General features: G+C 66.3%; 14 protein-coding genes and 2 pseudogenes. 2 read left to right on the top strand and 14 right to left on the bottom strand.

Features of this window, described 5'->3' with window-relative positions; genetic code table 11:
- Positions 1 to 54: 54 nt before the first annotated feature.
- Positions 55 to 1,482, top strand: coding sequence for a serine hydrolase domain-containing protein (locus P6U29_RS00080; protein WP_407115777.1), 1,428 nt, complete (start codon positions 55 to 57; stop codon positions 1,480 to 1,482).
- A gap of 194 nt (positions 1,483 to 1,676) precedes the next feature.
- On the opposite strand, the gene P6U29_RS00075 is transcribed toward P6U29_RS00080, so the two are convergent.
- Positions 1,677 to 3,047 (bottom strand): MmgE/PrpD family protein, encoded by a 1,371-nt coding sequence (locus tag P6U29_RS00075; protein ID WP_407115776.1) that lies wholly within the window; start codon positions 3,045 to 3,047, stop codon positions 1,677 to 1,679.
- 119 nt (positions 3,048 to 3,166) lie between these two features.
- Here P6U29_RS00075 and P6U29_RS00070 point away from each other — a divergent pair, with 119 nt between their 5' ends.
- Positions 3,167 to 4,282 (top strand): FUSC family protein, encoded by a 1,116-nt coding sequence (locus tag P6U29_RS00070; RefSeq protein ID WP_407115775.1) that lies wholly within the window; start codon positions 3,167 to 3,169, stop codon positions 4,280 to 4,282.
- A gap of 1 nt (position 4,283) precedes the next feature.
- On the opposite strand, the pseudogene P6U29_RS00065 reads toward P6U29_RS00070, so the two are convergent.
- The 13 genes and pseudogenes from P6U29_RS00065 to dnaA all read right to left on the bottom strand — a co-directional run bounded on the left by P6U29_RS00065 (position 4,284) and on the right by dnaA (position 21,354).
- Positions 4,284 to 4,717 (bottom strand): annotated as a pseudogene (locus P6U29_RS00065) (DsbA family protein).
- 40 nt (positions 4,718 to 4,757) lie between these two features.
- Positions 4,758 to 6,152, bottom strand: a complete 1,395-nt coding sequence (locus tag P6U29_RS00060) for an MATE family efflux transporter (RefSeq protein ID WP_407115774.1) — start codon at positions 6,150 to 6,152, stop codon at positions 4,758 to 4,760.
- A gap of 404 nt (positions 6,153 to 6,556) precedes the next feature.
- A complete protein-coding gene (murA, locus tag P6U29_RS00055) occupies positions 6,557 to 7,852 on the bottom strand; it encodes a UDP-N-acetylglucosamine 1-carboxyvinyltransferase (protein WP_407115772.1) in 1,296 nt (431 codons plus the stop codon).
- Between the two features lie 126 nt (positions 7,853 to 7,978).
- Positions 7,979 to 8,227: a hypothetical protein gene (locus tag P6U29_RS00050; RefSeq protein WP_407115773.1), complete on the bottom strand. Its 249-nt coding sequence runs from the start codon at positions 8,225 to 8,227 to the stop codon at positions 7,979 to 7,981.
- A gap of 120 nt (positions 8,228 to 8,347) precedes the next feature.
- Entirely contained in the window at positions 8,348 to 9,643 is a 1,296-nt protein-coding gene (murA, locus tag P6U29_RS00045) for a UDP-N-acetylglucosamine 1-carboxyvinyltransferase (protein ID WP_407115772.1), read from the bottom strand.
- A gap of 126 nt (positions 9,644 to 9,769) precedes the next feature.
- Complete coding sequence (locus tag P6U29_RS00040) at positions 9,770 to 10,237, bottom strand: hypothetical protein (protein ID WP_407115771.1); 468 nt, start codon at positions 10,235 to 10,237, stop codon at positions 9,770 to 9,772.
- 274 nt (positions 10,238 to 10,511) lie between these two features.
- Positions 10,512 to 12,947, bottom strand: a complete 2,436-nt coding sequence (gene gyrB, locus P6U29_RS00035; RefSeq protein WP_407115770.1) for a DNA topoisomerase (ATP-hydrolyzing) subunit B — start codon at positions 12,945 to 12,947, stop codon at positions 10,512 to 10,514.
- A gap of 459 nt (positions 12,948 to 13,406) precedes the next feature.
- Positions 13,407 to 15,566 (bottom strand): hypothetical protein, encoded by a 2,160-nt coding sequence (locus P6U29_RS00030; protein WP_407115769.1) that lies wholly within the window; start codon positions 15,564 to 15,566, stop codon positions 13,407 to 13,409.
- 153 nt (positions 15,567 to 15,719) lie between these two features.
- Positions 15,720 to 16,463: pseudogene (locus P6U29_RS00025) on the bottom strand (hypothetical protein).
- 109 nt (positions 16,464 to 16,572) lie between these two features.
- On the bottom strand, positions 16,573 to 17,709 hold the full coding sequence (recF, locus tag P6U29_RS00020) for a DNA replication/repair protein RecF (protein WP_407115768.1): 1,137 nt from the start codon (positions 17,707 to 17,709) through the stop codon (positions 16,573 to 16,575).
- Between the two features lie 89 nt (positions 17,710 to 17,798).
- On the bottom strand, positions 17,799 to 18,164 hold the full coding sequence (locus tag P6U29_RS00015) for an endonuclease domain-containing protein (RefSeq protein ID WP_407115767.1): 366 nt from the start codon (positions 18,162 to 18,164) through the stop codon (positions 17,799 to 17,801).
- 228 nt (positions 18,165 to 18,392) lie between these two features.
- The gene (dnaN, locus tag P6U29_RS00010; RefSeq protein ID WP_407115766.1) at positions 18,393 to 19,511 is read right to left on the bottom strand and encodes a DNA polymerase III subunit beta; all 1,119 of its coding nucleotides are present in this window, start codon (positions 19,509 to 19,511) and stop codon (positions 18,393 to 18,395) included.
- Positions 19,512 to 19,944: 433 nt separating this feature from the next.
- The gene (gene dnaA / locus P6U29_RS00005; RefSeq protein ID WP_407115765.1) at positions 19,945 to 21,354 is read right to left on the bottom strand and encodes a chromosomal replication initiator protein DnaA; all 1,410 of its coding nucleotides are present in this window, start codon (positions 21,352 to 21,354) and stop codon (positions 19,945 to 19,947) included.

Genomic DNA, 21,354 nt, shown 5'->3' with positions numbered 1-21,354 from the left:
ATCGCCCGCGTCTGGCCTGCTCTCCCGCACTCGCCCCGCAGCCGGAGAAAGCCCGTGACCCGTCGCCGTAAGATCGTCCTCCTCACCACCGCCATCGCCTGCGCCGGCCTCGCGCTCGGCGCGGCGCGGGCGCGTGACGTGCCCAAGGTTGCCGCCGGCTTCATCGCCGACACGCTCTGCTCCGAGACGTTCGTCTCCGGCCTCGATCCCAAGCGCGACCTTGCCGAGACCGCCGATGCGATGCCGGGTGCGGGTCTGTTGACCTGGGCGATGAATCTTCAGGTCGATCGTGTGCGCAAGGACGTTACGGTGACACTGTTCGGGATCGGCCGCAGCCACGCCGTCTATCGCGAAGGGCTCGGCTGCGCGCTCGACCATGGCCAGGGGATCGCTGACGTCGCGCTGCCCGCCGACGACAAGCAGCCCGCGGCTCTCCCGGATATTGCCGGCCCTGCGATCGTGCCGCCGCAAAGCGAGGGCCTGGCAGCCGCGCTCGACCGCGCCTTTGCCGAGCCCGCGCAGCCGCCCTATCGCCACACCCGTGCGATCGTCGTCATGAAGGCCGGCCGCATCATTGCCGAGCGCTATGCCGATGGCATCGGCCCGGAGACGCAGCTGCTCGGCTTCTCCATGACGAAGTCGGTGACCTCGGCGCTGACAGGCATTCTGGTGCGCCAGGGCAAGTTGAGGCTGCACGGGCCCGCGCCCATCGCCGCCTGGCAAGATCCTGATGATCCGCGTCACGCCATCACCGTCGACCAGTTGCTGCGTCACACCGCCGGCATCGCGCTTGGGAGCTCATTGCAGGCCTCGCTCGGCTCCACGCTCGAGCCGGTCAACACCATGAAATACGTGGAAGACGACATGGCGACCTTTGCCGAGCGCGCGCCGCCCGCGACCGCGCCCGGCACGATGTGGAATTATCACGACGGCAATTTTCTCATCCTCGCGCATCTGATCCGCAACGCCGTCGGCGGTAAGCCTGCCGATGCGCTCCGCTTCGCGCGCCGCGAATTGTTCGCGCCGCTCGGCATGGCCAACGTCACGCTTCAGCTCGACGGTGCCGGCACGATCGAGGGCTCCGGCGAAATGCTCGCATCCGCGCGCGACTGGGCGCGCTTCGGCCAGCTCTACCTCAATGACGGCGTCGCCGGCGGCAAGCGCATCCTGCCGGAGGGCTGGGTGAACTACTCGGCCACGGCGACACCGAATGCCTGGGTCGGCATCGGCGCCGGCTTCTGGACCAATCAAGGCGACAGCTTCGGCGCGAAGTTTCGTGTCGCGCACGGCTGGCCGCGCGATGCCTTCTTCGCCAAGGGCACGATCGGGCAATACACCATCGTGATTCCTTCGGAGCGCCTGGTCATCGTGCGAATGGGCCGCTCGCCGAACTGGCCGCCGGAAGCAGACGGCGTGTTCGATCTGGTGCGGGATGTGGTGGCCGCAACGCGCGAGAAGGGGAAGCTGGCGGGGGCGAAGTGAGCTGCGTCTTACCCTGCCCCTGGAGGGGGAGGGTCGATCGCGCAAAGCGCGAGCGGGGTGGGGTGACAGTCTCTCCGCGACGAACACTGCCGAGTGGAGAGATCACCCCACCCCGTCACGCAATCTCGCTTTGCTCGATCGCGTGCCGATCCTCCCCTCCATGGGAGGGTGGGCAGCGCGGACGCTCGCTCGAGCTATTGCCGCCCCAGCTCGGTTGCCTGCGCCACGCGGTCGAATCGCTCCAGCGTCATGATCGCATCGGCGAATTTCTCCGCACGGGCGTTCAGCACCGGGCGGGCCAGCGTCAGGAATTTCTGCTGCATCGCCTGCGTGTCCGGGAACGAGGTCGGCTCTCCCGAGGGATCAGCATAGAGCCGCTCATGCACGCCGTCGTCGGTGGTGATGCTCACGCGCGCGCCGAACGGATGGGTGCGGCCGATCTCGAGGCGGTCGTCCTGCACCACGTCGAACTTGTCGGCGAGCGCGTCGATCGCGGCATCGCCGAGGCGGTTGTAATCGTCCCAGCCGAACGAGCCCTGGTCGAGCGCGAGCGCGCCGGTGAAGAACATCGAGAACTGGCCGCCGACGATCGAGCGCGGATGGCGCTTCGTGGCGGCATCGCCGGTCAGCGTGATGCCGTTGCGGTGCAGGCCGATCTCGACGCGCTTGACCTGGTCGGGCGTCAGATTGTGCTCGCGCCGCATCGCGATCAGCGCATCGATGGCGGCATGGGTATAGCGGCAGCTCGGATAGGGCTTGACGCCGATCTTCATCGTCTCATAGGTCTTGCCAAGCTCGGCCACCGCCTTGTCCGGATGCGCATCGTCGGTATAGCCGGCAAGCAGGCCGTGCTTGCCCTCGACCGATTCCGTTGCGCCGACGAAATCGTTGCGCGCCAGCGTCGCGGCGATCACGCCGTTCATCGCGGCCGCGCCGACCTGGTAGCGCTTGTTCCAGGCACCGTTGACCAGAAACTGCAGCGAGCCCGCGGCCTGGCTGCCGGAGACGCCGAAGGCGGCGATGAGCTGTGGCTCGGAGAGGCCGAACAGCTTGCCGGCCGCGGCGGCCGCGCCATAGGTGCCGGCGGTCGCGGTTGGATGGAAGCCGCGCGCATAATGCGAGGTCGGGTCGAGCGCATTGCCGAGCCGGCAGCAGACCTCATAGCCCGCAACGATCGCGGTCAGCACCTCGCGCCCGGAGGCACCCACCATCTCGCCGACGGCGAAGGCGGCCGGCACCACCGGTGCGCTCGGATGCAGTGAGGAATCGGCGTGGGTGTCGTCGAAATCGAGCGAATGTCCCAGCGCGCCGTTGAGCAGCGCCGCCACTGCCGGCGTCCAGGTCTTGGCATCGCCGAACACGGTGGATTCGCCCTTGGCGTCGAGCGCGAGCGCCTCCAGCATCCTTAGCATCGACGGGGTCGATTCCGCCTCTCGCCGTGCCCGGATCGCGCTGCCGAGGAAGTCCAGCGTCAGCACCTTGGCGCGCTCCAGCACCTCCGCCGGAATATCCTGGTATTTCAGATTGAAGACGTAGGCGGCGAGCGTTGCGGTTTCGTGGGCCATCGTGTTTCCTCGTTTTGGCGGGCAAGTTAGGCGGGCTGATTTGGCCTTTCAAGCGGCCTTGCGGCGGCGGGCATCAGCTATGCTTTTGCTTTGGCGCTTGAGGATCGGGATAGTCGAGCATGGCATTCGCAGGGAAGGTGTTCGACCGGATCCGGTCGCGTCGCACGCAGCTGGGGCTCGCGATCCGGGTCACGGTGGCCGCGACCGCGGCCTATGCGATCGCGACCGCCCTGCATCTGTTGCTGCCGCTCTGGGCGGTGCTGACCTCGCTGATCGTGACCCAGATGAGCGTTGGCCGCTCGCTGAAGGCGACGCGCGACTACATGCTCGGCACCATCGGCGGCGCCGTCTATGGCGGCGCCATTGCGATCCTGATCCCCTATTCCAGCGAAGCCGGCCTTCTCGGCCTGCTCGTGCTGTCGGTCGCTCCGCTCGCCTTCATCGCTGCGATCAATCCGAGCCTCAGCGCGGCCACGGTCACCGCCGTGATCGTGCTCCTGGTTCCGACCATGCATCACTCCGATCCCATGACCTCGGCGATCGATCGGGTCAGCGAGGTCGCGGTCGGCGCCGTCACGGGTCTGCTGGTCTCGTTCCTGGTGCTGCCCTCGCGGGCGGTGCGGCAGATCCGCGCCAGCGCGGCGACGCTGCTCGAATTGATCGCCGATGCCTTCACCGAGCTGCTCGCGGGCCTGACGCGCGGCCGCGACAACGACGCGCTGCACCGGATCCAGGACGGCATCGGCACGGCCATGGTCAGCCTCAATGCGATCGGCTCCGAAGCCGAGCGCGAGCGCGCCGCGCGCCTGTCGAGCGGCCCGGACACCGGCCCGTTGCTGCGAACGATCCTGCGGCTGCGCCATGACGTCGTGATGATTGGCCGGGCGACCGTCGTGCCACTGCCGATCGAGGTGCAGACGCGACTATCGGGCCCGCTGACGGAAGTCTCGATCGTGATCGCGCGTTTCCTGCGTTCGGCCGCCGCGGCCTTGCGCGAAGGCGCCGGCGCGCCGCCGATCCATCCCGTCCACGTCGCGCTCCAGCATTACGCCGAGGCGGTTGCCGCCGTCCGCCAGGACGGCCTGATTCGCGGCCAGCCCGGCGACACCGCCGAGCGCTTCTTCGCGCTCGGCTTCTCCCTGGAGCAGATGCACCAGAATCTGTGCGACCTCGACCGCGTCGTCGGCGAATGGTCGGAGGCGTCGAGCAACAAGTCCGCGCGGGTGGCGGAGTAAGCTACCGCTTCGTCAGCCCCTTGCCCTGCATGCGCCAGAGCAGCAGATCGATACGGTCCTGGCCGAAGAACGGCTCGTGAATGCGAGCGAGCGTCCCTCGAGCTGCGCCATCGCGCCCAGCCGGGTCAGGCGATGAATGTAAGGCTGCTCGGCCGCGACATCGAACGTCGTCTTGTCCTGCACGATCGGATCGGGTCTCGGAAAGCGGAACGGAATGCCCTCGTGCTGCGCCACGCGCGTGCTGTCGAGCACCACGTAGCGAATGAAGTTCGGGCTGGCCTTCTTGAAGAATCCGGGCACGCGGACGGCGAGCGGGTAGACCGGCCGCAAATTCACCGCGAGGTCGTACTCTTCGACGAGCTTCAGCGTCTTGGGCAGTGCCAGATAGCTGAACGGACTGCGGTAGGAGTAGAAGAGGTCGACGGACAGCGTCATCGGGCCGGCTCCGTTCCCATCTGCGACCGAGTGGAAAGCCTCAGGCAGCCAGTTTGCGCGCCAGCATTCGGAAGCGTAAGATCAGCAGGGCGGCATAGACGAACGAGCCGATCGAGAATCCGATCCAGACGCCGATCGCGCCCAGCTCTGCGTGGAACGCGAGCATCCAGCCTATGGGAAAGGCAACGCCCCAATAGCCGATCGCCGCGAACAGCAGTGTCATCCTGGTGTCGTTGATGCCGCGCAGCGCGCCGCCCATGATGGTCTGCAGGCCGTCGGCGATGAAGAAGGTGGCGCCGATCAGGAGCAGCGTCCCCGTCAGTTCGACGGTGGCCGCACTTTCGCTGCTGTCGCCGAAAAACAGCCGGCCGAGCTGGTAGCGACCGATGACGATGGCGATCGTCAGCGCGGAGACCAGCGCGACACCGAGCACGGCTGCGGCGAGCCCTGCGCGCTTCACCGCCGCCGGATCACGGCGGCCGAAGGCATGACCGACCCGCACCGTCGCAGCCATGCCGATGCCGAGCGGCACCATGAACAGCACGGCGGTGACCTGGAGCGCGATCTGATGCGCGGCAATCGCGGTGGTCGAGATCAAGCCCATCAGCAGCGCCGCCGATGAGAACAGGCCGTATTCCAGCAACAGAGAGAACGAAATCGGCGCGCCGACCGCGACGAGCTGACGCATCAGCGGCCAGTCGATCCGCCAGAGATGGGCGAGCGGATGATAGGTCGCGAACGGCTTTCGCCATGCGGCGATAGCGAGTGCGGCGACGAAGGTGCCGAGGTTGACCAGCGTGGTCCCAAGCCCGGCGCCGAACAGGCCGAGCTCCGGCAGGCCGAACAGGCCGTGGATCAGGGCGTAGACCAGCGCGGCATTCACCGGGATCGCCGCCAGCGTGATCCACAGTGGCGCCTGCGGCCGGTTCACCGCGCTCATCATGCCGCGCAGCGCGATGAAGCCGAGCGCAGGTGCAATGCCCCAAGCGAGGCCGTTCAGGTAGCGCTGCGCCAGCGCGGCGGCTTGTGGCACTTGTCCGAGCGCCAGCAGGATCTGCTCGCCATAGAGCGGCGAGGCCATCATCGGCAGCGATATCAAGAGCGCGGCCCATAGCCCGACGCGCAGGGAGCGGCGGATGCGTCTGACGTCGCCGGCGCCGAACGCCTGCGCGGCCAGCGGCGACACCGCGGACATCAGTCCGAGCCCGAAGGTGAAACTGACGAAATAGACCGTATGCGCCAGCGCCGCCGCGGCCACTGCGCTCTCGCCGAGGTGGCCGATCATCGCGAGATCGGTCGTGATCATCGCGATCTGCCCGAGTTGCGTCAGCATCATCGGCACGGCGAGGCGCAGCGTCTCAACAAACTCGTCAGCGAGACGGCTTTGCGGCACGCCGGCTTGCGGCTGCGCATGATGTTGGACGGTGTCGAGCATGGCGGCTCATTAGCACAGCCACACGTCGAAAACATGGCCTCGCTCTCGTGTCCCGGACGCGCGAAGCGCGAGCCGGGATCCAGAAGCCACAGGCGTAGCTCGTAGCCAGATGGGCCCCGGCTCAGCGGCGCAGCGCTGAAGAAGCGCTGCGCCGCGTCCGGGGCACGAGACAGTGCGCGAAGTGCGACGCTGCATCTTCTCTCTCTCCCCGTTCTTACGGGGAGAGCGTTGGGGTGAGGGGTTTCCGCAGAAATGCTGGCAGCTCGAAATCGTAGGGTGGGCAAAGGCGCGCTTGCGCCGTGCCCACCATCTCTCACTGAAATCGAAGAAGACGTGGGCACGCTTCCGCTTTGCCCACCCTACGAGACTGCATACCTCTCGCCGCAAGCGGGGAGAGGCGAAGATCAGCCCTTCCGCTCCGGCACGCGCTTGATCTTCGCGCCCAGTGCGTTCAGCCGTTCCTCGATGCGCTCGTAGCCGCGCTCGATCTGGTCGGCGTTGTTGATGGTGGAGGTGCCTTCGGCGCAAACGGCGGCGAGCAGCATCGCCATGCCGGCGCGGATGTCGGGCGAGGTCATGGGCGCGCCGCGCAGGCGGCTGGAGCCGGCGATGATGGCGCGGTGCGGGTCGCACAGCACGATGCGCGCGCCCATCGCGATCAGCTTGTCGACGAAGAACATCCGCGATTCGAACATCTTCTCGAACATCAGTATCACGCCCTCGCATTGCGTGGCGGTGACGATCGCGATCGACATCAGGTCGGCCGGGAAGGCCGGCCAGGGCTGGTCCTCCAGCTTGGGCACATGGCCGCCGAAATCGTCCTGGATCTTCAATGTTTGATTGGAGGGCACGATGAGATCATCGCCCTCGATTCGGCAGACGATGCCGAGCCGCTCGAAACCCATGCGGATCGAGCGCAGATGCTCGACACCGGCGCGCGTGATGCGCAGCGGCGAGCGTGTCACGGCGGCAAGGCCGATCAGCGAGCCGACCTCGATGTGGTCCGGCTGGATCCTGTAGGCCGCCTCGCCCAGCGTCGCCGCGCCATGGATGATCATGGCGTTGGTGCCGATGCCCTCGATCTTGGCGCCGAGCGCGACCAGAAAATTGGCGAGGTCCTGCACATGCGGCTCGGAGGCCGCGTTGCGCAAATGGGTGACGCCGGCGGCGGCGACCGCCGCAACCAGCGCATTCTCGGTGGCGGTGACGCTCGGCTCGTCCAAAAACACGTCCGCGCCGGCGAGTTTTGGCGCGCGGAATTCGAGCCGGTCGGTCGCGGTGACCTTGGCCCCCAGCTGCTCCAGGGCCAGCACGTGCGTGTCCAGACGGCGGCGGCCGATAACGTCGCCGCCCGGTGGCGGCAGCATCACCTCGCCGCAGCGCGCGAGCAGGGGCCCCGCGAGCAGGATCGAGGCACGGATGCGCACGCACAGATCGGGATCGAGATCGGCGGCGCGGATGCTCTTGGCATGGATGTGAAGCGTGTTGCGGGCAGTCCATTCCGCCGATGCGCCGACCGAGCGGATCAGCTCGACCAGCGTTTCGGTGTCGCGGATGCGCGGCACGTTCTCCAGCGTGACCGGATGCTCGGTGAGCAGGGCGGCGGCGATGATCGGCAGCGCCGAGTTCTTGTTGCCGGACGGCTCGATCGAGCCCGAGAGCCGGTGACCGCCCTCGACGATATATTGGATGGGCGCCAAGTGAATTCTCGCTGTCCTGATTGGGGGTGGGGCGGGCTGGTTTCGGGCGGAAACTACAGAGATTTGAGCGCGGTAGCAATTGCGCTGAGCCCGCTTCGGGGCTCATCGGGCACCCTCGGCGCGGCTTCAGAACAGCCCGATGATATTCCCCACGACGTAAAGGATCGCGATCAGGATCAGTGCGCCGATCATGACAAAGGAGATTTCGATCGCGATGGCGCCGGTGCCGAGCGTGGCGGCCACGGCGGCAAGGAGCCGTTCTTCCCGGAAGATCAGCGAAAGCACCGAGAGCAGAATGGCAAGCAGGCCGAGCGAGATCGCGGTCGCTGACGCAGTTTCGCTCCAGCTTCGCGCCGCGAATCGTAGGGTGGGCAAAGGCGCGCTTGCGCCGTGCCCACCATCTCTCACTGAAATCGAAGAAGACGTGGGCACGCTTCCGCTTTGCCCACCCTACGAGACTGCATACCTCTCGCCGCAAGCGGGGAGAGGCGAAGATCAGCCCTTCCGCTCCGGCACGCGCTTGATCTTCGCGCCCAGTGCGTTCAGCCGTTCCTCGATGCGCTCGTAGCCGCGCTCGATCTGGTCGGCGTTGTTGATGGTGGAGGTGCCTTCGGCGCAAACGGCGGCGAGCAGCATCGCCATGCCGGCGCGGATGTCGGGCGAGGTCATGGGCGCGCCGCGCAGGCGGCTGGAGCCGGCGATGATGGCGCGGTGCGGGTCGCACAGCACGATGCGCGCGCCCATCGCGATCAGCTTGTCGACGAAGAACATCCGCGATTCGAACATCTTCTCGAACATCAGTATCACGCCCTCGCATTGCGTGGCGGTGACGATCGCGATCGACATCAGGTCGGCCGGGAAGGCCGGCCAGGGCTGGTCCTCCAGCTTGGGCACATGGCCGCCGAAATCGTCCTGGATCTTCAATGTTTGATTGGAGGGCACGATGAGATCATCGCCCTCGATTCGGCAGACGATGCCGAGCCGCTCGAAACCCATGCGGATCGAGCGCAGATGCTCGACACCGGCGCGCGTGATGCGCAGCGGCGAGCGTGTCACGGCGGCAAGGCCGATCAGCGAGCCGACCTCGATGTGGTCCGGCTGGATCCTGTAGGCCGCCTCGCCCAGCGTCGCCGCGCCATGGATGATCATGGCGTTGGTGCCGATGCCCTCGATCTTGGCGCCGAGCGCGACCAGAAAATTGGCGAGGTCCTGCACATGCGGCTCGGAGGCCGCGTTGCGCAAATGGGTGACGCCGGCGGCGGCGACCGCCGCAACCAGCGCATTCTCGGTGGCGGTGACGCTCGGCTCGTCCAAAAACACGTCCGCGCCGGCGAGTTTTGGCGCGCGGAATTCGAGCCGGTCGGTCGCGGTGACCTTGGCCCCCAGCTGCTCCAGGGCCAGCACGTGCGTGTCCAGACGGCGGCGGCCGATAACGTCGCCGCCCGGTGGCGGCAGCATCACCTCGCCGCAGCGCGCGAGCAGGGGCCCCGCGAGCAGGATCGAGGCACGGATGCGCACGCACAGATCGGGATCGAGATCGGCGGCGCGGATGCTCTTGGCATGGATGTGAAGCGTGTTGCGGGCAGTCCATTCCGCCGATGCGCCGACCGAGCGGATCAGCTCGACCAGCGTTTCGGTGTCGCGGATGCGCGGCACGTTCTCCAGCGTGACCGGATGCTCGGTGAGCAGGGCGGCGGCGATGATCGGCAGCGCCGAGTTCTTGTTGCCGGACGGCTCGATCGAGCCCGAGAGCCGGTGACCGCCCTCGACGATATATTGGATGGGCGCCAAGTGAATTCTCGCTGTCCTGATTGGGGGTGGGGCGGGCTGGTTTCGGGCGGAAACTACAGAGATTTGAGCGCGGTAGCAATTGCGCTGAGCCCGCTTCGGGGCTCATCGGGCACCCTCGGCGCGGCTTCAGAACAGCCCGATGATATTCCCCACGACGTAAAGGATCGCGATCAGGATCAGTGCGCCGATCATGACAAAGGAGATTTCGATCGCGATGGCGCCGGTGCCGAGCGTGGCGGCCACGGCGGCAAGGAGCCGTTCTTCCCGGAAGATCAGCGAAAGCACCGAGAGCAGAATGGCAAGCAGGCCGAGCGAGATCGCGGTCGCTGACGCAGTTTCGCTCCAGCTTCGCGCCGCGGATTTTTCGACCTTCGGCGCCTGATATTCGACGCCCTTCACGCGTGCGATCAGGCGGTCCTTGATGCGGTGCCCGGTGTCGACGATCACCTTGTCAGCCGGCGGCGGCGGAAACACCATCGGCACCACCCAATGCGGCAGCACCGCCGCCATCAGCGCCAGCACGCCGACGATGCTGCCGATGATGCCGAGCCGGCGTGAGGGCGCGGCGGAACTGGTCGTTGCAGAGGCGATCATGACGTGACGCTTCCCGGCCGAAATTGGCCAACGGGTCCATGCCACTTCGTCGCGATCGCGGAGCGTGAGGTTCAGGGGGCGAGGACGGGTGGGAATAGGGATGCGATTGCTGGCGCGTGAGCAGTGCGCTCCCTCTCCCGCTTGCGGGAGAGGGTTGGGGAGAGGGTGTCTCCGCAACGGGACAATTTCCCAGAGGAGAGAGCCCTCACCCGGCGCTACGCGCCGACCTCTCCCGCGAGCGGGAGAGGTGCAGCGAGCCCGCGGCCCAACTTCCTCAAATATCGATCGTCGCGCTCAGCGAATGTTCCTGGATGAAGTCGCGGCGCGGCTCGACCACGTCGCCCATCAGCTTGGTGAAGATGTCGTCGGCCTCGTCGACCTCCTTGACCTTCACCTGCAAGAGCGAGCGCGCCTCGGTGTCCAGCGTGGTCTCCCAGAGCTGCTCAGGGTTCATCTCGCCGAGGCCTTTGTAGCGCTGCAGCGTAATGCCTTTGCGGCCCGCGTCGGTCACGGCTTCGAACAGGTCGACCGGACCGTGGACCACGTGCTCATTGTCCTTGCGCCGCAGCTTGCCGGAGCGGGCGTAAACGTCCTGAAGCTTGGTCGTGTATTCGTCGAGCTTGCGGGCCTCGGCCGAGCCGAGCAGCGCATCGTCGATCACAGCCGCTTCCTTGACGCCGCGCACGGTGCGCTCGAACAGGAATCCCTGGCCCTCGATGAATTGTCCCACCCAGCCGCGCTCGACCTCCTCGGCCTGGTTGTCGAGCCGGCTCGCGATGTATTGCGCGGCCGCAGCGGCCTTCTCGGGATCGCCGTAGATTTCCTTGTTCAACACGCCGGTGATGGCGGCCTGCTCGACCACCTTGCGGTTATAGCGGCCATGAAGGTTGCGCAGGATGCTGCGGACGACGCGGGCGTCGTCGACCAGCGCGCGCAAATCGCGCCCGGAACGGTCGCCGCCGGTACCGGGGATGTACACGCAGTCATCGAGACCGGCGTCGATCAGATAATCTTCCAGCGCCCGCTCGTCCTTCAGGTACTGCTCGGACTTGCCGCGTGAGACCTTATAGAGCGGCGGCTGGGCGATATAGAGATAGCCGCCGTCGATGATGTCGCGCATCTGCCGGTAGAAGAAGGTGAGCAGCAGCGTGCGGATGTGAGCGCCGTCGACGTCGGCGTCCGTCATCACGATGATCTTGTGATAGCGCAGCTTCTCGACCGAGAACTCGTCGCTGATGCCGGTGCCGAGCGCGGTGATCAGCGTGCCGATCTGCTCCGACGACAGCATCTTGTCGGGACGGACCCGTTCCACGTTGAGGATCTTGCCGCGCAGCGGCAGCACCGCCTGGAACTCGCGGTTGCGGCCCTGCTTGGCGCTGCCGCCTGCCGAGTCACCCTCGACGATGAAGAGTTCTGACTTGGCCGGATCCTTTTCCTGGCAGTCGGCGAGCTTGCCGGGCAGCGAGGAGACCGAGAGCGGACTCTTGCGCGTCAGCTCGCGCGCCTTTCGCGCAGCTTCACGGGCCGCCGCGGCCTGGATCACCTTGCCCACGATCATCTTGGCTTCGGAGGGGTGCTCCTCGAACCAGGCCTGGAGCGCCTCGTTGAGCACGTTCTCGACCACGGGACGCACTTCCGAGGACACCAGCTTGTCCTTGGTCTGCGACGAGAATTTCGGATCGGGCACCTTCACCGACAAAACGGCGGTGAGACCTTCGCGGCAGTCGTCGCCGGTCAGCGCGATCTTTTCCTTCTTGGCATTGGCCTCGGCATAGCCGTTGACCTGGCGCGTCAGCGCGCCGCGGAAACCGGCGAGATGGGTGCCGCCGTCACGCTGCGGGATGTTGTTGGTGAAGCACAGCACGTTCTCGTGGTAGCTGTCGTTCCACCACAGTGCGGCCTCGACGCCGATGCCATTGGCTTCCGAGCGCACCATGATCGGCGTCGGCACCAGTGCCTTCTTGTTGCGGTCGAGATATTTGACGAATTCCTCGACGCCGCCGGAATAGTACATCTCCTCGCGCTTCTCGACCGCGTGGCGCATGTCGGAGAGGGCGATGTGAACGCCGGAATTGAGGAAGGCGAGCTCGCGCAGGCGGTGCTCGAGGGTGGCGAAATCGTATTCGATGTTCTTGAAAGTCTCGGTCGAGGCGAGGAACGTCACCTCGGTGCCGCGCTTGCCCGGTGCATCGCCGATCACCTTCAGCGGCGCGACGGCATCGCCATGGGCGAACTCGATATAGTGCTCCTTGTTGTCGCGCCAGATGCGAAGCATCAGCTTGCTCGACAGCGCGTTGACGACGGAGACGCCGACGCCGTGCAGGCCGCCGGAGACCTTGTAAGAGTTCTGGTCGAACTTACCGCCGGCATGCAGCTGGGTCATGATGACCTCAGCCGCCGAGATGCCTTCGCCCTTGTGGATGTCGACGGGAATGCCGCGGCCGTCGTCGCGCACGGTGACGGAATTATCGGCGTTCAGGATCACGTCGACGCGCGTGGCATGGCCCGCGAGCGCCTCGTCGATCGCGTTGTCGACGACCTCGTACACCATGTGATGCAGGCCCGAGCCGTCGTCGGTGTCGCCGATATACATGCCCGGGCGCTTGCGGACGGCGTCGAGACCCTTGAGCACGCGGATCGATTCCGCGCCGTATTCGCTCGGATTGGAGAGCTCGTTTTCGGCAGCTTGCTGCCGAGCAGGTTCTGTCATGAGAGGCCTTCGAGATGTCGCCCGAATCAGCGGCGCAAAAGGCGCTGATTTGCGGGGCTATTTGTGCCATGAAAGACCGCTTGCGCCTAGCGCAAAGTATCTCCCGGCAACCCTTTGAGTAGATAGGGTTTTTGGGCCGGCTTTCAAGGCTTTTGGAGACCGATTTCCGGCGCTGCAAAACGCGCGATTCGAGGGGCCGTTTTGGGGCGCGAAAAGCGCGGATTTTGCGGTGTCGGGAAGAGTGGTTCCGAGGCTTCCGAAATCTTGTCGTTCAAGTCTATGGTCTTGGTTGAATCCGCGGTCGCCCAGGGCTCGGTGCGACCTCTCCCGCTTGCGGGAGAGGTCGGCGCGAAGCGCCGGGTGAGGGCTTTTTCCTCTTGGGGATTGTCCCATCGCGGAAAGACCTCTCCCCAATCTCTCCCGCAAGCGGGAGTGCGAGTGCACCGGCCTCGTGGAAGCTCAATACATCTGCAACGGCAGCACGTCTCCGTTCGGGCCGACCAGGAGACCCCAGGCCTCGCCGGCGGCAACGGTCAGGGTCTCGGTGCGAGCCGGCCGTCCGGGCAGGCGCAGCGCGTACTGGTACTTGCCGGGCGACAGGTCGAGCATCGGGCCTTTCGGCGATTGCGGGCCGCCGGCGCCGGCCGCGATCTTCACGGTCTGATTGTTGATCGTGAGCGAGGCTTCTTTCGGTCCGATATTGCCGAGCATGAGCCTCGCCTGTCCCGGCTTCGGCATGATGTCGGCCTTGGTCGCGGCATCCGAATTCTTCTGCGCCAGATTGACCGTGGTCTCGCCCTTGGCGCGGCCGAGCTTGAGCACGGCCGGGCCTTGTGGCGAGGTAAAGTCGATCTGCGCGCGTTCTGCGGACACCGTCGCGCCGTCGGTCTTTTCCTGCCAGCCGAGCTTGGACAGCTCCGCGCGGTAGAAGGCGAGGACCTCGGCGAGCGAAGCGGGGATGCTGGCCTCCAGCTCGCGGCGGAACGGCGCCTCGCCGCCCGGCATCTTGGTGGTGGCGAGCGATTTCGACGAACGCTGGGTCGGCACCGGCAGCTGGGATTCGGGATCGGGCTTGAGCGGCTCGGAGGATTTGGCCTGCACTTCAGGGCTGGCAGCGGGCTTGGCCGCTTCCATCACGAGGCCCGATCCGTTGGCCCGGACATTCACCTTCGGGCCCATCTGCATCACCGTCATCGAGATCGACTTGCCACCTTTCGAGAATGCCATCACCGCCATGTTGGGCTGGTTGATGACTGAGGGCTGCTCCTTCCAGCCTGCATTCTTCAGTGTGGTGCGGTAGAACGTGCTGAGCGCCTTCACGCTGGAGGTGGACGAGAATTCGAGCCGGCCATCGCTACCTTCGAATGTCACGTCTTGCGCGGTCTCGGGCAGCGGCACCGGCGTCTTGCTGTCGGCGAGCGCATTGAGCGGCGCATCGGACAGGGAGGCGGCTTGCGCCTTGCGCCGGGCCTCATCAGCGGCGATGAGCTGCTGAGCCGCGCCTAACGCGTCACCTAGGAACTTCTCGTCGGCCTCCTTCTTCGCCTTGGCGCGGGCGGCCAGCGCCGATTCCTTCACCTGGGCGGTCAGGCTGATCATGGTGAAATCATATTTGCGGCCGAGCCGCAGCACGCCGGTTTCCTCCGCCGAAGAAATCCTGATCGCGACCTCGTCGCCGGGTGCGAGCGGTGCGCTGCCATCCTCCTGCCAGCCGCGCGCGGCGAGCTCGCGATGATAGAAGGCGCGCACGGCAGGCAGCTCGGCCATCGCGGCGGCCGAGATCTCGCGCTTGTTGGAGCTTGCGCTGCCAAGGCTCCGCGCAGATTTGGTCGGCTTGGGCCGCGGCAGGCCGGCCATGTCGTCGTCGGCCTCGAGCACCTCCGGCAGTGCAAACGGCGCCACCCGGATCTCGACATTGGTCCTTCCGTCGTCGCGGCGCGTCAAGGTGAGCATCACCGGCTTCTGCTTGTAGAATTGCGTCGTGTCGCCTTCGGGATGGTCGTAGAAGACGCGCACGCCGTTCGGCACGGTCTCGCCGAGATCGGCATTCGGCCAGCGCGCCGCCGTCTCGGGCGTGAGCTTGCGCCATCCCATCGCCGCCATCTCCTTGGTAAAGAACTCCGAGGTGGCATCGAGCGCGCCCGGGGCGACGCAGCCGAGATAGGGCCGCGTTTCGTCGAACGCGAGCTCGGTCGCACCGTTCGGAAAAGGCACGTTGGAATAGATCCGGTTCGGCGTGTAGGACACGGCGGACTGGTCGGGCCGGCCGCGCGCCTGCGTGAAGGAGACGCGCAGTCCCTGCCGTCCTTTCTTGAAAGTCAGCGCAGTGCTCTTCTCGTCCAGCGGATACACATAAGGCACCCAGCCGTCCGCGCTCAGCAACTTTTTCGTAGTCTCCGACGCGGCGGCAACCGCGGTCGGCACGGTGTAGGTCACACGGTAATTGTCGGGACGCGAGGTGTCCTCCACCGCGCCGTCCAGCCGCGGCAAGGTATGGACGTCGACGATGCCCTCGTCGGTTGCGCTCGCGGGACGTGGGGCGCTCATGATTGCGAGAACGCCACAGGCGAGCAGCAGCCATCTTGCCGGGACTTGCGCCCCGCGCCGGATCATCGGCATCGTCAAAACTCCCGGATTTTGGCGCGTCGTCATGCCCGCGCAATTGCAGGCTGCGACCCCATCGGCGCGGCCTCAGACGAGAAGTCGCGGCAGCAACGGGCCAGGTTCAACAAGCCGAGCAGCGGCGGCGCGGTAGGCGGACAGCAGGCCGGGTCAATATAGCTGGAGCGGTGGCCACGGCTCTCCGTTGCGCCCGACTGTGAGCTCCCAGCTGTCGCCAGCTGCGACGGTGAGCATGTTCGTGGTGGCCGGACGGCCCGGCACGCTCAGCCCGTAGGCGTATTTGCCGGGCACGAGGTCCAGCGCGACGGCGTTCGCGCCGGCAGGGCGCGGGATGGTCCGCTCGTTGATCGTGAGCACGGCTTCGTTCTCGCCGATGTTGCTGAACACCAGCTTGGCCTAGCCGGGTTCAGGCAGGACGTTCGCGCGCCTCGCGACATCCGAATTCCTTTGCACGAGATGCACCGAGGTGCTGCCGCCATTGCGGTCGAGCTCGAGCGCTGCCGGCCCGATCGGGGAGAGGAAGGCGAGGCGCGCGTGATCGGCGGTGACCACCGCGTCATCCTGCTGTTCCTGCCAACCGAGCTTTCGAAGCTCGGTACGATAGAAGGCGAGGACGTCACCGAGCGCTGCGGGTACGCGGGCTTCGAGCCTGGTCCGGAGCGGAGCCTCAAAGCCGGACACCACGGTGGTGTGGATTCCTCGATAGCTGTAGCGGGTTGGCGCAGGCAGCTTGGCATCTGGATCCAGCGTGAGCGCGGCCGAGAACAGCGGCGGCAAATTCGACACGAAGGCGCCGGCGCTTGCCGCCAGCAGGCAACTCGCGAGGAGAGCGAAGCCGCACGCAACAAGTTGCCATCGTGCCGGAGCTTGCGCTCCACGCCCCACCGTCGCCATGCTCATGCTCCAAGGATATCGCGCCAGTCTGAAATCCTGCGCGATGGCCGCCTCTTGCAGCCTCAAGCAGCTAGTCGCGGCCGCAAACAAGCGGGTTCAACGCGGCGGCCTAGCTTCGGGCCGAGATTCGTCCGCTCTCGACGTCAAAGATTTCGCCGCCTGCGCCGATCTCGGCGAAGGCGGCCGGATCCGCGCCGGTCAGCCACACCTGCGCGCCGAGCTTGTTCAGCTCCTCGAACAGCGCCGCACGGCGGTTCGGATCGAGATGTGCAACCACCTCGTCGAGCAGCAGCAGCGGCACGATGCCGGTCATCTCGGCGACCAGCGTCGCATGCGCGAGCACCAGGCCGATCAGAAGCGCCTTCTGCTCGCCCGTCGAAGCGTCGCGCGCCGGCATGCTCTTGGGCGCATAGACGACCTGCAGATCGGTCAGATGCGGGCCGTCTGTGGTGCGGCCGGCAATCGCGTCGCGCGGGCGGTTGTCGCGCAGGATCTGGCGGTAGCGGTCCTCGACCGATGTCGCGGTCTCCTGGAGCAGCGCGTTCTCCATCCAGCCGTCGAGCGCGATCTGCGCCGACGGGAATGCGGATTCTTGCGCGCGTGCATTGAGCATGCCGGTGAGTCTTGCTGCGGTCTGGCCGCGCGTTGCCGCGACCGCGACTGCAAGCTCCGCCGTCTCGCGCTCGATCGCGTCGCACCAATGGTCGTCGTAATTGCGCGTTTCCAGCAGGCGGTTGCGCGAACGTAAGGAACGCTCGAGTGCGTTGATCCGGCTGGAATGCTCGCTATCGATGGCGAGCACCAGGCGGTCGAAGAAGCGCCGGCGCTCGGACGCAGCCCCCATGAACAGCCCGTCCATCGCCGGCGTCAGCCACACCATGCGGATGTGGTCGCCGAAGGCGCTGGCCGAACCCACCGGCTCGCGGTCGATGCGGCAGCGCCGGCTGACTGGGCTGTCCGGGCGCGGCGCGTCGATGCCGGTGCCGAGCGTGGCGAGCCCCAGCGCGCCCTCGACCTGCGCCGACACCGCCCAGGAGCCGTCGCCCTGGTTGTCGGCGACGTCCTCCAGCGTCGCGCGGCGCAGGCCCCGTCCCGGGGACAGGAACGAGATCGCCTCGATGCAATTGGTCTTGCCCGCCCCGTTCGGCCCGACCAGCGCCACCATGTCAGCCGCCGTCTCGAGCCCCGCCGCCCGATAATTGCGAAAATGCGTCAACGTCAGGCGATGAATGCGGGAGGGGGTCATGGGTTGTTCGTCGTGAACGCGATTCTTCCCCTCCCCCCTTGTGGGGGAGGGTGGCGCCTCACGCAGTGAGGCGACGGGTGAGGGGTATCTTACCGCCCGGCAAGCTTTGCAAGAACGTCTTCCAGTACGGCCACGGATTGCTGCAAAACGTCGTTGTTCCAATAGCGCGCTATAGCAAAGCCCTCAGCGCAGAGAGTCGCGTCGCGCGCTGCGTCGCGTTGCGATTCTGCGTGCTGGCTCCCGTCGATCTCGATCACAAGACGCTTCTCGAAGCAGACGAAATCGAGAATGTAATTCTTGAACGGGACTTGCCGGCGGAACTTGAACGCGGACAGCCGGCGATCCTTCAGCAAACGCCACATCGCAGCTTCCGCATCCGTCGGCTCGTGCCGCATATTCTTCGCGAATTGGCGGAGATGTTTGGAAACCGGCCGATGGGAGGGATCCTGCGGCACTAACCCCTCACCCGACCGAGTCTGCGTCCTCCGGCGGAGCTGCCCTCTCCCACAGGGGGAGAGGGCACAGCAATGTGCACCGCGCTCGTGCCGTGAGAAGCAGTCGCTGCTTCACCCTCTCCCCTTGTTGGCGAGGGTGGCTTCGCGCAGCGAAGCCGGGTGAGGGGTTGCCTCTGCAGCGAAGGTGTCACAAGAGGCCCCCTCTCCGCTGACGCGGGAGCACGCGCCTCACACCCGCATCGGCATCAGCACGTACAGCGCGCTCTTGTCGTCGCGGTCTTGCACCAAAGTCGGGGAGCCGGGGTCGGCGAGGCGGAGCGTTGCGACGTCGCCTTCGATCTGGGCGGCGATGTCGAGCAAATAGCGTGAGTTGAAGCCGATATCGAGGGCGTCGGAGGCGTATTCGACCTCGAGCTCTTCGGTCGCGCTGCCGGAATCCGGATTGGTCACCGACAGCACCAGCTTGCCCGCCGACAGCGACAGCTTCACCGCGCGGCCACGTTCGCTCGAGATCGTCGAGACGCGGTCGACCGCGTTCTCAAAGTCCTTCTTGTCGACGACGAGCTCCTTGTCGTTGTTCTGCGGGATGACGCGGCCGTAATCGGGGAAGGTGCCGTCGATCAGTTTTGAGGTCAGCACCACATTGCCGATGGTGAAGCGAATCTTGGCCTGCGACAGCTCGATCGTCATCTCGGCGTCGGTGTCCTCGATCAGGCGCTGCACCTCGCCGACGGTCTTGCGCGGCACGATCACGCCGGGCATGCCATCGGCGCCCTTGGGCTGCACCAGGTCGAGCTGGGCGAGGCGGTGGCCGTCGGTGGCGACGCCGCGCAGGGTGGCCGCCTTGGCCGTGCCGGCCGCGTGCAGATAGATGCCGTTGAGGTAATAGCGCGTCTCTTCGGTGGAGATCGCGAACTGGGTGCGGTCGATCAGCCGCTTGACGTCCTTGGCGGGAAGCGAGAACGAGTGCGACATGTCGCCGGCGGCGAGATCCGGGAAGTCGTTCTCCGGTAGCGTCTGCAGCGTGAAGCGCGAGCGGCCGGCGCGGATCGCGAGCACCGCGCGGTCGCCGTCGGCCTCCAGCACGATCTGCGAGCCATCCGGCAGCTTGCGCACGATGTCGTAGAACATGTGCGCCGGCACGGTGGTGGAGCCCGCGGTCGCGGTTTCCGCCGGCAGCGTCTCCGTCACCTCGAGGTCGAGATCGGTCGCCTTCAGCGACAATTTGGCGTTTTCGGCGCGGACCAGCACGTTGCCGAGGATCGGGATCGTGTTGCGGCGCTCGACCACGCGGTGGACATGGCCCAGCGATTTCAGGAGTTGCGCGCGTTCGACCGTAACCTTCATTGCACTACTCGCCCGATCCCCAAGGAAAACACAGCGTTGAGAAGGCCGGGCGGCGGGACGCGCGCCACGGCACCGAAGACCCCGGAAAGCCGGATCATCCAGCCGATATGACCAAAGCTGTCAGGGTCGCGCAAGGTGGCGCGGATGGGCCCCGGATTCAAGGGATCGGGGGCAGTTCCCCACGATTTACCGCCTAAAACGAAGGCCGCCACCCAGGCATATGTATGCTCCCTCGCCCCGCGCTCGTCCGCCGAAGCCTTGGCGAAGGCGGATGCGGGGCCGCGACGAGCTTCGCTCGCGCTGAGAGGGTTGGGGTGAGGGGAATCTCCGCGGGCGAGGTAAGAGCTGGACTCGTGGAGGGGCCCCCTCACCCGGATTGCATCGCAGATGCAATCCGGCCTCTCCCCGCGCGGGGAGAGGCGAAGATAGGCCTTTATTCCTGAAGCTGGCGCTTCAGCGACTCCACTTCCTCCAACAGTGCGGTGTCCTTGGAGACCAGCGCCTCAATCTTGCGTACCGCGTGCAGCACCGTGGTGTGGTCGCGTCCGCCGAAGCGGCGGCCGATCTCGGGCAGCGAGCGCAGGGTCAGCGTCTTGGCGAGATACATCGCCACCTGGCGCGGACGGACCACATTGGCGGTGCGGCGCGAGGACAACAGGTCGGAGCGGCTGACATTGTACTGCCGCGCCACCACGCGCTGGATGTCCTCGATCTTGATCCGCTTGGGCTCCTGCGGCCGCACCAGGTCGCGCACCTCGTGCTCCGCCATCTCCAGCGTCACCGGCCGGTTGTTGAGCTTGGAATGCGCGAGCAGGCGGTTGATCGCGCCTTCGAGATCGCGGCCATTATGGGTGATGGTGCGCGCCAGATAATGCAGCACCTCCTCGGGCACCTCGAACGTCGCATGATGGGCGCGGGCCGCGGCGACGCGCGACTTGAGGATACCGTGGCGCAGCTCCTCGCCGAGCGAGCCCATCTCGACCACGAGCCCGCCGGCGAGCCGCGAGCGCACGCGGTCATCGAGGCTTTCTAGATCGGACGGCGGCCGGTCGGCCGCGATCACGACCTGGCGGCCGGCGTCGATCAGCGCGTTCAGCGTGTGACAGAACTCGGCCTGTGTCGACTTGCCCTGCAGGAATTGCAGATCGTCGATCACGAGCACGTCGATGCCGCGTAGCGCTTCCTTGAAGGCCAGCGCCGTCTGCGTCTTCAGCGCGGCGACGAAGCCGTACATGAATTTTTCCGCCGTGAGATACAGCACCTTGCGCTCGTTGCCGGAATTGCCGGCCCAGGTCACCGCCTGCAAGAGATGCGTCTTGCCGAGGCCGACGCCGGCATGGATGTAGAGCGGGTTGAACATGACGGGATCGCCGCGACGCCCTTCGGCGACCTGGCGCGCGGCGGCATGTGCCAGCGTGTTGGAACGCCCGACGACGAAGCTCGCGAAGGTCAAGCGCGGATCGAGCGGCGAGCCGCCGAGCGCGTCGTGATTGGCCGAGACCGGCGCGGTCGCAGTCGAGCGCAGCTCCGGTGTCGGAGCGCGGCGCGCCTCGACCGGCGCGGGCGCTTCCTTCGGCTGCGCGGCCGGGCGCACGGCGGAGCGGACGGTGAGGTCGATGCGATGCACTTCCGGCATCTCGGCCTGCCAGCACGACAGCACGCGCTCGGCATAATGGGCCTGGATCCAGCTCTTCAGGAACCGCGTTGGCACCGAGAGCCGCACGCTCTCATCCTGCACGCCTTCCAGATCCATGCGTGCAAACCAGCTCGTGTAAACGTCCTCGCCAACGCTCGAGCGCAGCCGACCCTTCACGCGTGACCAGCGATCCTGTTCCATTGTCAT

Source organism: Bradyrhizobium sp. LMG 9283 (assembly GCF_045571415.1).
Taxonomy (GTDB): Bacteria; Pseudomonadota; Alphaproteobacteria; order Rhizobiales; family Xanthobacteraceae; genus Bradyrhizobium.
Note: the sequence above shows the minus strand (reverse complement) of the source record. Positions and strands in the feature narration are given on the sequence as shown.